Here is a 12,737-nt window from a genome sequence, read left to right on the forward strand (position 1 = left end):
CGATAAGCCTTTTTCGTGTGGTGGGAATCGAAAAGGAGGAAAGTGGGATGTCTGAAAACATGTTAAATGATTTAAAGGTTATCGTTTTTCAACTGAAAGATGAAGAATATGGGATACCTGTTCAACAGGTTCGTTCAATTGAACGTATGCAATACATTACGCGAGTTCCGCGTGTTGCCAAGTTTGTAAAAGGGGTTATCAACCTTCGTGGAGTCGTAACACCAATTATTGATTTACGGAACCGCTTTGGTTTAGAGGCGATTGACTACAATGATAGCACTCGGATTATTATTGTTGGCGTAGGGGATATGGAAGTAGGTCTTATTGTTGACGCAGCAAACGATGTCATTGATATCCCTGAAGGTACGATTGAACCGCCTCCAGAAGTGGTAGGTTCCGTTGAAGCTGAATATTTAAATGGAGTTGCAAAAGTTGAAAAACGTCTTCTTATTTTGCTGAACCTTGATAAAGTATTGAACCCTATTGAAATCAAAGAAGCAATCGAGGGTTAAGCCGATGACTTTTTATAAACAAATTACAAATCAGCACCTTGATATTTTAAAAGAAGTTGGCAATATTGGAGCGGGAAATGCTGCTACAGCTCTATCCCAGCTCCTCGATAAGCCGATTGATATGACTGTGCCGGATGTGAGAATTGTCTCATTTGATGACATGATGGATATGATGGGCGGCTCGGAAAATGTCGTAGCATCAGTTTTTCTTAGAATTGATGGGGAGGCACCAGGGAGCATATTTTTTATGCTCCCTTTAGAACAAGCAAATCGTTTTACCCAGCAAATAACAGGTGTGAAGGAATGTTCTTTTGATACACCGCCTTATTCGGAAATTTCCGTTTCAGCCTTGCAAGAAACAGGAAATATTTTATCAGGGTCCTATTTATCTGCATTATCAGATTTTACAAAGCTCCATTTTTATCCATCTGTTCCTGCGCTTGCGATTGATATGGTTGGGGCTGTATTGAGTTATGGGTTAATTGAAATTTCGCAGCAAACAGACTATGCGATTATTATTGATACTGCACTAACCGAAGTAGGCAAACCGGATGCCGAAAAAATCGATGGACATTTCTTGCTTCTTCCTGACCCGGATTCTTTTTCAACGATTTTCAATGCGTTAGGAGTTCCGGCGAATGAATGAAACAGCAAAAGTCATTAAAGTTGGAATTGCGGATATGAATGTCGTAACATCTCCTGACTTAATTAGAACTTCCGGGCTTGGTTCATGTGTTGGTGTCGTGCTCTATGACACACAGAAAGAAATTGCTGGAATGGCTCATGTGATGCTGCCGGAGTCTTCACTTGCAAAAGCAGGTTCTTTGAACGTAGCTAAATATGCTGATACAGCTGTTGAAGAGTTGCTGCATCGCTTAATCAAAATCGGGGCAAGGCAATATGCACTAAAAGCAAAAATGGCAGGAGGGGCCCAAATGTTTCAATTTTCTTCAAAAAGTGAAATGATGCGTATCGGCCCACGAAATGTTGAAGCTGTCCGTCAAGAGCTTAATCGATTACGAATTACGCTAACTGCAGAAGACGTAGGCGGTAATAGTGGAAGAACAATTGAATTCAACCCTCACACTCGCAAGCTAAATATACGGACTGTCAATCAAGGAGTTAAGGAAATTTAATGGTAGGAACATGGCTGACAAATTTAGTAACGGCTTTAATTGGTTTTTTATTTGTATTATTTCTTTCTCTTCCCAATAATACGCTTGAAACATCGGCAATAAGAGGCGTTTTTGGCTTTCTTTTATTCTTTTTTTTTTACTTATGTAATTCGTTGGGCCATTTCATTTGCTTTTATTTCAGATAAGCGAGAAAAGCTGGATTCACATACTGAAGCGACTCAAAATGAAATACCTTCGACAGAAGAGTCTGGAGATAAAGAGACTGAAAAGAAAGTGTCAGAAAAGCCAGAAGAGAGTTTTGAACCGTTTGCAGCTCAAGAGCTTACGGAAGAGGATGCAATTAAGCGAACATCTGAGTATGTGAAAAGCTTAATACAGGATGATGAATCATAACGCGTGGATGAAAGCAGTTATAGTACGTCTTTTTAGTAGAAAGAAGTAGTTTGGTTGATGAAGGAGGAGAACAATGCGGCAAGCTTCCACAGAGGAACTTCAAACACAATGGACAAAGTGGCTGGAGGAACGTGACCCTCACGCCGGAGATGCGCTTATTCGCCAGTATATGCCGCTTGTAAACTACCATGTTCAACGCATTGGAGTAGGACTGCCGAAAAATGTCGATAAGGAAGATTTGAAGAGTTTTGGATTAATGGGATTGTATGATGCCCTTGAAAAGTTTGATCATTCCAGAGACTTAAAATTCGACACGTATGCTTCTTTCCGTGTACGCGGTGCTATTTTGGATGGCTTACGAAAAGAAGATTGGCTCCCAAGAAGTCTTCGTGAAAAGCACAAAAAAGTAGAAGCGACCGTAGAACGGTTAGAGCAGAAACTGATGCGTAATGCAACGGCAGCAGAAGTAGCGGCTGAACTAGGGATGGAAGAAAGTGAAGTTGAGTCTGTTGTAACAGAAGGATTCTTTGCAAATGTACTTTCAATGGATGACCAAAGTAAGGATTCAGATGATACAAAAGATGGGGTAGGGTATACCATTAAGGATAAGCAAACGACGACACCAGAGGATTCACTATTAAAACAAGAGCTGTATAAGGAACTAGTTGAACAAATTAAAGGATTAAACGAAAAAGAACAATTAGTTGTAAGCTTGTTTTATCAAGATGAATTAACGTTAACTGAAATTGGTCAAGTGCTTGGTCTTTCGACATCTAGAATTTCACAAATCCATTCGAAGGCATTGTATAAGTTGAAAAAGACATTACAGCAGCTTGTGACAAATTAGTTGCTTTTTCCTTTTTCCATATAGTTAAGAAAAGGGGGGATCACGATGAATGACGTTTTAGATCTACATCAATATCTTCAATTAAAAGTTCGTTCAGATAAAATGGAAGCTACACTAAGTCTAACTGAAAAATGGCCTGAAGATGAGACGTTTCCACCTGTTGATGAAATAAAAAGATTTCTCGCCGAATCAAAAGTTACAACAGGTATCGATGAAACTGAACTTAAAAATTGGTGTAAGTCAGAAGGAGACCATGTAATTGTGGTCGCAAAGGGGCGTCAGGCTGAGCCAGGGGAAGATGGCTATTTGCAAAGTGAAATTGCCGCGCAAGACAAGGAAAGAAAAGATACGAGTACACTTAAAGCCTTGAACTTAAAAGAAGTGCTTCAAATTCCTTCAGTTTCAGCAGGTGAAAAGCTCGCTGTACTCGTGCCACCAACAGAAGGACGAGATGGAGTAAATGTATATGGTCAAACGATCCCAGCGAAAAATGGCAGACCATACCGCATGCGGCCAGGAAAAAACATTGAAACGAGAAATGGAGTCATTTACTCAACGATTGATGGCCAAGTTAGCTTCGGTGAGCGCATCGTCAATGTATTTCCACTCTATGAAGTGAGCGGCGACTTAGATTTGAAAACAGGGAATATCGATTTTGTTGGGAATGTCATCATTCGAGGAAATGTACCAACTGGTTTTACGATAAAAGCAAAAGGTGATATTAAAATCCATGGACTCGTCGAAGGTGCGCAGTTAATTGCAGAAGGCTCCGTGCTTGTTACTGGAGGAGTTGCCGGCAATAACCGAGCAGAAATCACTGCAGGCGTTGACGTTCATGCTTCTTATATTAATTCAGCGAAAGTAAATGCGGCTCATTGTATTGTTGTGGATCGTTCTATCTTTCATAGTCAATGTGTAGCAGGAGAAGATATCGTATGCCTGCAGGGACATATTGTTGGAGGCTCTATTTCTGCAGGTAAAACAATACAAGCAAACGAAATTGGGAATCGAATGAACACGCGAACTGATTTATATCTCGGTGTAAATGAAACATTGCTTGTACGAGAAAAAGAAGCAGAAAGTTTATTAGTAGAAACGACTGATACAATTGAAAAGTTAGCCGTTGTTGCTCGTAAATTAATTCATAAAGGAAAGAAGTCAGGGCTGACCAACAAAGAAAAAATGCTGCTTGAACGCCAAAAGAAGACATATGAATCAATGCTTGAGCAAAAAGCCGTACTAGAGGAAACGCTCCAAACGCTTAGAAAGCATTCAGTGGATTTTAGTCAAATTTATTTAGCATTAAGCGGGACGATGTATGCAAATGTTACACTTCATTTCGGGAAATATCAGAAAAGTGTGAAAACAAAGCATGAAAATGTTAAATTTAAATTAAAAGATAAGGAGATTCGTTTCGAGCCATTGAGTTAAGTTATTGACCATGTTATATCTAAAAGGAAGTGATGACATGAGTTTGAAGGCAATTGAAATGCAAGTAGCGTTGCCACGTACACAAGAGGTTGGAAAGCTTCAAGAACAATTACAGCAACGAGGCCAACATACGCAAGACCATCTAGCTGCAGGTGTCTTGAAAGAGCAAGAGAAAAAGCGCCAGCAAGTAGGAAAGAATGAACAGTCTGAAAAAAATAAATTAAATGGTGAAAAAGAAGAATCCAATCAACACAACGGAAATACATCAAAGAAAAGAAAAGCACATCTCAAGCAGGAAGATGACAAACAACAGCATCCGTATAAAGGAAATTTAATTGATATAGAGGGATAAGCAATGGCTTTCGCATTAACAGCTAGCTTTTTACTGCATTTTATTACGATTTTTATTATCATCTTACTCTCCATGCGTCTTAATAATATGAAGCATACGGTTTCCAAACAGGAAGAGCTTCAAAAAGAAGTTGAAGATGTTTTTTCATCGTATATGGTAGAAATTAAAGAAGAAAACGAGAAGCTGCTGCAGGCTCTTCGTCAAAAAAGCGTTACACCTACACAAGCTCCATCACAAAGTGAGCCAGCTAAACCTGCTGGACCTAGCTCACCACAACTGAAGCCTTCGACAAAAGCAGTTTCTCGAGTTTATGATTTAAATAAAAAAGTAACAGAGAAGCCCCGTTCGACACAATCCTCTGAAAAAAAGGAAGATTATACAGTACCTCTTTCAAAAGGAAATGAGCATTATGTTCAATCCCTTACATCAAAAGCCGTACAATTAGAAAAGCAAGGGCATACTGTAGAAGAAATCGCCCAAAAATTGAACAAAGGAAAGACAGAAATCGAGCTTTTATTAAAATTTCGACGAGAAAATTGAGTATACGTACTTGCACGCTTTACCAGCTTGTGATATATTTACTTCTGGTGTGAATACACACGTTCGTCGATTGAAGTATTGGTGCTGTACGAATACGTACAGTTTTACTTTAAGATGAGACGAGCGGAGGAATAAAAAACCAATTAGGAGGAAACAAAACATGGCTGTTATTTCAATGAAACAATTGCTAGAAGCCGGCGTTCATTTCGGTCACCAAACACGCCGTTGGAACCCAAAAATGAAACGCTACATCTTTACGGAGCGTAATGGTATCTACATTATCGACCTACAAAAAACGGTTAAGAAAGTTGAAGAAGCTTTCAACTACGTGAAAGAAGTTGCTGCTGATGGCGGTAAAGTTCTTTTTGTAGGTACAAAAAAACAAGCACAAGATTCTGTGAAAGAAGAAGCAGAACGTGCAGGTATGTACTATGTAAACCAACGTTGGTTAGGTGGTACACTTACAAACTTCCAAACAATTCAAAAGCGTATTAAGCGCCTTAAAGACATCGAGAGAATGCGTGAAGATGGTACGTTCGATGTTCTTCCGAAAAAAGAAGTTGTAGGACTTGAAAAAGAACTTGAGCGCCTTGAGAAATTCCTTGGCGGTATTAAAGATATGAATGGCGTACCTGATGTTATGTTCGTCATTGACCCACGCAAAGAGCGTATTGCGATTGCGGAAGCACGCAAATTGAATATCCCAATCGTTGCGATTGTTGATACAAACTGTGATCCGGATGAAATCGATCACGTTATCCCTGGTAACGATGATGCAATCCGTGCGGTACGTCTTCTAACTTCAAAAATGGCTGACGCTGTTCTTGAAGCGAAACAAGGCGAAGAAGTACCTGCTGAATAGACTTGTCATGACATGAAAGGGTGGTAAGAGGGAGGACCTTTTATCACCTTTTTTTAAGAAAAGATAAAACTTACTCAAATACATACATCTTTAAAGGAGGAAATATGCATGGCTGTTACTGCAAAGATGGTAAAAGAACTACGTGAAAAAACTGGCGCTGGCATGATGGATTGTAAAAAAGCTCTAACTGAAGTTGATGGTGATATGGACAAAGCGATCGACTTCCTTCGTGAAAAAGGAATGGCGAAAGCAGCGAAAAAAGCTGACCGTATTGCAGCTGAAGGTCTAGCACATATCGAAGTTGACGGTAACACAGCTGTTATTGTAGAGGTTAACTCTGAAACAGACTTCGTAGCAAAAAATGATTCTTTCAAAAACCTAATTAAAGAGCTTGCTGGTCATATTCTAAGCCAACGTCCTGCAAACGTTGAAGAAGCAATGGAGCAGAAGCTAAACGGTGAAGGCGATAAAGTTGAAGAATATATTAAAGCTGCTATCGCGAAAATTGGAGAAAAAATCTCTCTTCGTCGTTTCGTAATTGCTGAAAAAGGCGACAATGATGCATTTGGTGCATATCTTCACATGGGTGGACGTATCGGCGTTCTAACATTGCTTGAAAACACTTCAGATGAAGATCTTGCAAAAGATATCGCAATGCACGTTGCAGCAGTAAACCCACGTTATGTTTCTCGTGACCAAGTTTCACAAGAAGAAGCAGATCGTGAAAAAGAAGTACTTAAGCAACAAGCACTTAACGAAGGCAAGCCTGAAAAAATCGTTGAAAAAATGGTTGAAGGCCGTATGGGCAAATTCTTCGAAGAAATCTGCCTAGTTGACCAATCTTTCGTTAAAGACCCAGACCAAAAAGTTGGTAAGTATGTAGAGAGCAAAGGTGCTACTGTTAAAGGCTTTGTTCGCTATGAAGTAGGCGAAGGTATGGAGAAACGTGAAGATAACTTTGCTGAAGAAGTAATGAGCCAAGTGAAAAAATAATCTTACAAATAGGGGACACGGTGTGTTCCCTATTTTAAAATCCAACTTGTTGGAGGTAGTCATGAGTCAGGCAAAATATAAACGCGTCGTACTGAAATTAAGTGGAGAAGCATTAGCAGGGGATCAAGGCTATGGAATTGAGCCAAGTGTCATTAAATCAATTGCAAAGCAAGTGAAAGAAATTGCAGAATTAGATGTAGAGGTTGCAGTCGTAGTTGGTGGTGGAAACATTTGGCGTGGTAAAGTTGGCAGTGAAATGGGCATGGACCGTGCGACAGCTGACTACATGGGCATGCTTGCAACAGTTATGAATTCACTTGCGCTGCAAGATAGCCTTGAAAACATTGGTGTTCAAACACGTGTGCAAACGTCAATTGAAATGCGCCAAGTTGCAGAACCTTACATAAGAAGAAAAGCAAACCGTCATCTTGAGAAGAAACGTGTCGTTATCTTTGCTGCTGGAACTGGGAACCCATATTTCTCAACAGATACAACAGCTGCGCTTCGTGCTGCAGAAGTTGAAGCAGATGTGATTTTAATGGCGAAAAATAAAGTGGACGGCGTTTATAGCGCAGATCCTACAGTGGATGAAACAGCTAAAAAATATACATCGTTATCATACCTTGATGTATTGAAAGAAGGCTTAGCAGTAATGGATTCAACTGCTTCGTCACTATGTATGGATAATGATATTCCGCTAATCGTCTTCTCTATTATGGAAGAAGGAAACATTAAGCGTGCTGTAATGGGCGAAGACATTGGAACGAAGATAAGGGGGAAATAAGTGATGCCAGAAAGTATTTTGAAAAACTCATCTGATAAAATGGATAAAGCAATTCAAGCATTTCGCCGTGAGCTTAGCACTGTGCGTACAGGACGTGCGAACCCTGCTATTTTGGATAAAGTGCAAGTCGAGTACTACGGTGCAATGACTCCTCTTAATCAGCTGGCAACAATCTCAACACCAGAAGCTCGTCTTCTTGTTGTGACTCCTTTTGATAAAAGCTCAATTGGTGAAATCGAAAAAGCAATTCAAAAGGCTGAATTAGGCTTAACACCATCAAATGATGGTAATGTCATTCGTATTGCGATTCCTGCTTTAACAGAAGAGCGTCGTGCTGATCTTGTGAAGCTTGTTCGCAAATACGGTGAAGAAGCAAAAGTAGCCGTTCGTAACATTCGTCGTGATGCAAACGATGACTTGAAAAAGAAAGAAAAAAATGGCGATATTACAGAAGATGATCTGCGTGGATATACAGATTCTGTTCAAAAAGAAACAGACAAACATATTTCTGAAATTGATCAAATTACAAAAGATAAAGAAAAAGAAATCATGGAAGTCTAATTCAATTCACGCTACAATAAGATATGTAAAAAGACCCTCTCTCGTAAGGGGGTTTTTTTACACCTGCGTATAGAAGCGGGCAATTCAGCTTGGCAGGAAGACACAACAAAAGCTTTGGAGGAAGCTGTATGCTTGAGAAGTTCATGTTAAATAAGAAAACAGACAAATCAGCCGAAGGTTCTTTTTCCAAAGAAGATATTGATTTGGAACACGTTCCTAAGCACATTGCAATTATTATGGACGGGAATGGCCGCTGGGCAAAAAAAAGAGGCTTACCACGTGTAGCTGGTCATAATGAGGGCATGAATGTAATAAGACGAATGGTTCGTCTAGCGACAACGCTTGGAATTGAAGCGTTAAGTCTCTATGCTTTCTCAACAGAAAATTGGAAAAGACCGCCAAAGGAAGTGGAGTTCCTAATGAAACTTCCTCAGAAATTTTTAACCTCATTTTTACCTGAATTAATTGAATTAAATGTCCAAGTACGAACGATAGGGGATCGAACAGGTCTTCCAGAATATACGCTAACGGCGGTCGATAATGCGATTGAGCAAACGAAAGATAATGATGGCCTTATCTTGAACTTTGCCCTTAACTATGGCAGTCGTACCGAAATCTTATCAGCTTCAAAACAACTTGCTAGACAGGTAAAAGAAGGAGTCATTACAGAAGAGGAAATTAATGAAGAACTGTTTGAACAGTACTTGATGACGCGTGAGTTACCTGATCCAGATTTATTGATTCGAACGAGTGGAGAGATTCGGTTAAGCAATTTTATGCTTTGGCAGCTTGCTTATGCAGAATTTTGGTTTACAAAAGTTTTATGGCCTGATTTTAAAGAAGAGCATTTTGTCGAAGCGATTTGTGCATACCAACAAAGAGGACGTCGTTTCGGAGGCGTATGATTAAAAAAGGTGTTGAAAGCAGATGAAGCAACGAATAATCACAGCACTTGTTGCAGGAATTCTATTTTTAAGTGTTGTCATCTATGGCGGCATGCCTTTTACAATGACTGTGTATCTATTAGCGAGTATTGCCTTATATGAATTGCTGCGTATGAAGAGGATTTCGATTCTTTCATCACCTGGTGTAAGCAGCATGATTTTTCTATGGCTTTTATTAATTAATGACCAAGTACTATATGCCCGCCCCTATGTGACACTGACCAAGATTGAAATGGCACTCGTCGTTATCATGGTATTGTTATCGATTACTGTGTTAAGTAAAAATCGATACACCTTTGATGATGTTGGCTTTGTCATCTTATCGGTTGTCTATATTGGTGTAGGCTTTTATTATTTTATTGAAACGAGACAGGCAGGGTTAGATTATATTTTCTATGCATTGTTTGTAATTTGGGCGACAGATACGGGGGCTTACTTTGTCGGCCGGTCAATGGGGAAGCGGAAGCTTTGGCCGTTGATTAGTCCAAAGAAGACGATTGAAGGCTCTGTTGGTGGTATCGTGTTCGCGTTGTTAACGGCAGTTATCTTTCAGCTTGTTCACCCGCTACACTCTTCCATGCTTGTAGTAATCCTGATTACAATCTTAATTTCGGTAACAGGTCAGATTGGTGATTTAGTAGAGTCTGCTTTTAAGCGCCACTATGTTGTAAAGGATTCAGGTACAATTTTACCTGGACACGGTGGCATTTTAGATCGTTTCGACAGCTTGTTGTTCGTCTTGCCGATACTGCATTTTACACATTTTATATAGAAGAAGTAGAAGCGGGAAAAGGAGTTACCAAATCGTGATAAAAAAAATCAGCTTGCTTGGTGCAACAGGATCAATAGGAACGCAAACACTTGATGTAATTGAAGCTCACCCAAATGAATTTCATTTAGAGGCAATGTCTTTTGGCAGTAATATTGAAAAAGGGCTTGAAATGATACATAAATTTAAGCCAGCACTCGTATCAGTAAAAGACAAGGAGTCTGCTGAACGTTTGAAATCAGAGGTTCCTTCACACATTCGAATCTTTTACGGAGAAGAAGGATTAGTAGAAGTGGCAACAGCTGCGGATGCTGATATTCTTGTAAATGCTGTACTAGGAAGTGTCGGCCTTGAGCCAACGCTTGCAGCCATTGAAGCAGGGAAGCCAATTGCGCTTGCAAATAAAGAAACACTTGTAACAGCTGGTCATCTTGTGATGGCGAAAGCGAAGCAATATGGCGTTGATATTTTACCAGTTGATAGTGAGCATTCGGCTATCTTTCAATGCTTAAATGGAGAGCCGAAAAAAGCCATCTCAAGATTAATCTTAACGGCTTCTGGTGGTAGCTTCCGTGACAAAAAACGCGAAGAGCTCGAAGGTGTTACCGTTGAGGAAGCGTTAAACCATCCGAATTGGTCAATGGGAGCAAAGATTACGATTGATTCTGCGACAATGATGAATAAAGGGCTTGAGGTGATTGAAGCTCATTGGTTGTTCGGTTTGCCGTATGAGCAAATTGATGTTCTGCTTCATAAAGAAAGTATTATTCATTCAATGGTAGAATTCACTGACACAAGTGTGATTGCTCAATTAGGACAGCCAGATATGCGCGTCCCAATTCAATATGCCCTTACGTATCCCGAAAGACTTGAACTTCCTCATGCAAAAAGGTTAAACTTAATGGACATAGGTACATTACATTTTGATAAAGCTGATTTCGCACGCTACCAATGCTTGCGTTTCGCTTATGAAGCAGGCAAAATTGGCGGAAGTATGACAACGGTTCTGAATGCAGCAAATGAAGAAGCTGTCGGTCAGTTTTTGGATGGTCAGATTGATTTCTTAGAAATTGAACATTTAATTGAATCAGCACTGACAAAACATCAAACTGTTGTAGAACCTTCACTTGAAGTTATAAGTGAAATTGACAAAGAAACGCGCCAATATGTGCGTTCGCTTGTTCAAAAGTAATGGAAAAACAAATGCCCATATAGTAAAACTTTCTATATAAGAGAATAAATTCTCTTTAATTTGGTTAGTTTTGGGATAAAGGTGGGAAAGAGCTTGAATCAAATTATTGCGTTTATCGTTATTTTTGGTGTACTCGTTTTCGTTCATGAATTAGGTCATTTAATTTTTGCAAAGCGTGCTGGGATGCTTGCTCGTGAATTTGCAATCGGTTTTGGCCCGAAAGTGTTTTCTTTCAAGCGGAATGAAACGGTTTATACCATTCGTTTACTTCCTTTAGGCGGTTTTGTCCGTGTAGCAGGGGAAGACCCTGAATTAGTGGAGGTAAAAGCAGGATATCATGTTGGCCTGTTGTTTAATGCAGCAAACAAAGTTGAAAAAATTATAATAAACAATAAATCAAAATATCCAGATGCAAAAGTAATTGAAGTTGAACATGCGGATTTTGTCCATGATTTAGTTGTGACGGGCTATGAAGAAGACGGTGATATGCTTCAAACGTTCGCTGTCGATGAAAAGGCAATGCTTGTTGCTGATGAACAAGAAACACAAATTGCTCCTTATAACCGTCAGTTTGCGTCTAAAACAATTGGTCAACGTGCGATGCAAATCTTTGCAGGGCCGTTAATGAACTTTGCGCTTGCATTTGTGACGTTTATCTTCATTGCTTTGATGCAAGGTATCCCTACAGATGCACCAGAGCTTGGGAAATTAACAGATGATGGAGCAGCAATGGAGGCCGGCCTACAGCAAGGCGATAAAGTCCTTTCAATTGACGACAAAAAAGTAGCTGGATGGGAAGATATTGTATCAATTGTTCGGCAAAGCCCGAATGAGCCAATTGACGTAACAGTAGAGCGTGGCGGTGAACAGCAAACAGTCACTGTCACACCTAAAGAACAGCAAGTTGCTGAAGAGAAAATTGGACTTATTGGTGTCTATCCACCAGTCGAAAAGTCATTTCTCGGTTCAGTGAAACATGGTGCCGTACAAACCGCAACGGTGACGAAGGAAATTTTCACAGCGCTTGGACAGCTTGTAACCGGACAGCTTGCATTTGACCAGCTTTCTGGACCTGTTGGGATTTACGAGTATACAGGAAAAGCTGTGGAAAATGGTATTTTCATTGCCATGCAATGGACAGCGCTGTTAAGCATTAACTTAGGGATCTTTAATCTCTTGCCACTTCCTGCTTTGGATGGCGGCCGCTTAACTTTCATTGCGCTTGAGGCAGTGCGTGGAAAGCCAATAGACCCGCAAAAAGAGGGAATGGTTCATTTTATCGGCTTTGCCCTCTTAATGTTATTAATGATTGTCGTAACATGGAACGATATTCAAACATTTTTCTTGAAATAGCTTAACAAATACCGTGTGCATCATGGATGCATACGGTGTTTCGTTGTGACACGATAAAAAATGAGGTG

General features: G+C 39.9%; 16 protein-coding genes. All 16 read left to right on the plus strand.

The genetic code is table 11. The annotated features are described in order from the left end of the window. Positions 1-47: 47 nt before the first annotated feature. Entirely contained in the window at positions 48-512 is a 465-nt protein-coding gene (locus LC040_05485; protein WLR52358.1) for a chemotaxis protein CheW, read from the plus strand. Between the two features lie 4 nt (positions 513-516). After that, positions 517-1,158: a chemotaxis protein CheC gene (locus tag LC040_05490; GenBank protein ID WLR52359.1), complete on the plus strand. Its 642-nt coding sequence runs from the start codon at positions 517-519 to the stop codon at positions 1,156-1,158. Further along, the gene (locus LC040_05495; GenBank protein ID WLR52360.1) at positions 1,151-1,648 is read left to right on the plus strand and encodes a chemotaxis protein CheD; all 498 of its coding nucleotides are present in this window, start codon (positions 1,151-1,153) and stop codon (positions 1,646-1,648) included. The genes LC040_05490 and LC040_05495 overlap by 8 nt, the downstream gene beginning before the upstream one ends. A gap of 111 nt (positions 1,649-1,759) precedes the next feature. Continuing rightward, positions 1,760-2,041 (plus strand): hypothetical protein, encoded by a 282-nt coding sequence (locus tag LC040_05500; protein WLR52361.1) that lies wholly within the window; start codon positions 1,760-1,762, stop codon positions 2,039-2,041. Between the two features lie 73 nt (positions 2,042-2,114). Continuing rightward, positions 2,115-2,888, plus strand: coding sequence for a FliA/WhiG family RNA polymerase sigma factor (locus tag LC040_05505; GenBank protein ID WLR52362.1), 774 nt, complete (start codon positions 2,115-2,117; stop codon positions 2,886-2,888). Positions 2,889-2,933: 45 nt separating this feature from the next. Beyond that, the gene (locus LC040_05510) at positions 2,934-4,319 is read left to right on the plus strand and encodes a FapA family protein (protein WLR52363.1); all 1,386 of its coding nucleotides are present in this window, start codon (positions 2,934-2,936) and stop codon (positions 4,317-4,319) included. A gap of 37 nt (positions 4,320-4,356) precedes the next feature. Next, the gene (locus tag LC040_05515; GenBank protein ID WLR52364.1) at positions 4,357-4,671 is read left to right on the plus strand and encodes a hypothetical protein; all 315 of its coding nucleotides are present in this window, start codon (positions 4,357-4,359) and stop codon (positions 4,669-4,671) included. Between the two features lie 3 nt (positions 4,672-4,674). Beyond that, positions 4,675-5,211, plus strand: coding sequence for a coupling factor for flagellin transcription and translation (locus tag LC040_05520; GenBank protein WLR52365.1), 537 nt, complete (start codon positions 4,675-4,677; stop codon positions 5,209-5,211). Between the two features lie 160 nt (positions 5,212-5,371). Beyond that, positions 5,372-6,073 carry a 30S ribosomal protein S2 gene (gene rpsB / locus LC040_05525; protein ID WLR52366.1) on the plus strand — a complete coding sequence of 234 codons (702 nt, stop codon included), beginning with the start codon at positions 5,372-5,374 and terminating at the stop codon, positions 6,071-6,073. Between the two features lie 108 nt (positions 6,074-6,181). Then, the gene (gene tsf, locus LC040_05530) at positions 6,182-7,066 is read left to right on the plus strand and encodes a translation elongation factor Ts (GenBank protein WLR52367.1); all 885 of its coding nucleotides are present in this window, start codon (positions 6,182-6,184) and stop codon (positions 7,064-7,066) included. 61 nt (positions 7,067-7,127) lie between these two features. Beyond that, entirely contained in the window at positions 7,128-7,850 is a 723-nt protein-coding gene (pyrH, locus tag LC040_05535; GenBank protein WLR52368.1) for a UMP kinase, read from the plus strand. A gap of 3 nt (positions 7,851-7,853) precedes the next feature. After that, a complete protein-coding gene (frr, locus tag LC040_05540; protein WLR52369.1) occupies positions 7,854-8,411 on the plus strand; it encodes a ribosome recycling factor in 558 nt (185 codons plus the stop codon). A gap of 128 nt (positions 8,412-8,539) precedes the next feature. Next, positions 8,540-9,316 carry an isoprenyl transferase gene (locus tag LC040_05545; protein ID WLR52370.1) on the plus strand — a complete coding sequence of 259 codons (777 nt, stop codon included), beginning with the start codon at positions 8,540-8,542 and terminating at the stop codon, positions 9,314-9,316. Positions 9,317-9,338: 22 nt separating this feature from the next. Further along, entirely contained in the window at positions 9,339-10,127 is a 789-nt protein-coding gene (locus tag LC040_05550) for a phosphatidate cytidylyltransferase (protein ID WLR52371.1), read from the plus strand. A gap of 37 nt (positions 10,128-10,164) precedes the next feature. Further along, the gene (gene dxr, locus LC040_05555; GenBank protein WLR53203.1) at positions 10,165-11,316 is read left to right on the plus strand and encodes a 1-deoxy-D-xylulose-5-phosphate reductoisomerase; all 1,152 of its coding nucleotides are present in this window, start codon (positions 10,165-10,167) and stop codon (positions 11,314-11,316) included. Between the two features lie 93 nt (positions 11,317-11,409). Next, positions 11,410-12,669, plus strand: coding sequence for an RIP metalloprotease RseP (rseP, locus tag LC040_05560; protein WLR52372.1), 1,260 nt, complete (start codon positions 11,410-11,412; stop codon positions 12,667-12,669). Positions 12,670-12,737: the final 68 nt, after the last annotated feature.

The sequence above is a fragment of the Bacillus tianshenii genome, from assembly GCA_020524525.2.
Taxonomy (GTDB): Bacteria; Bacillota; Bacilli; order Bacillales; family Bacillaceae_N; genus Bacillus_AV.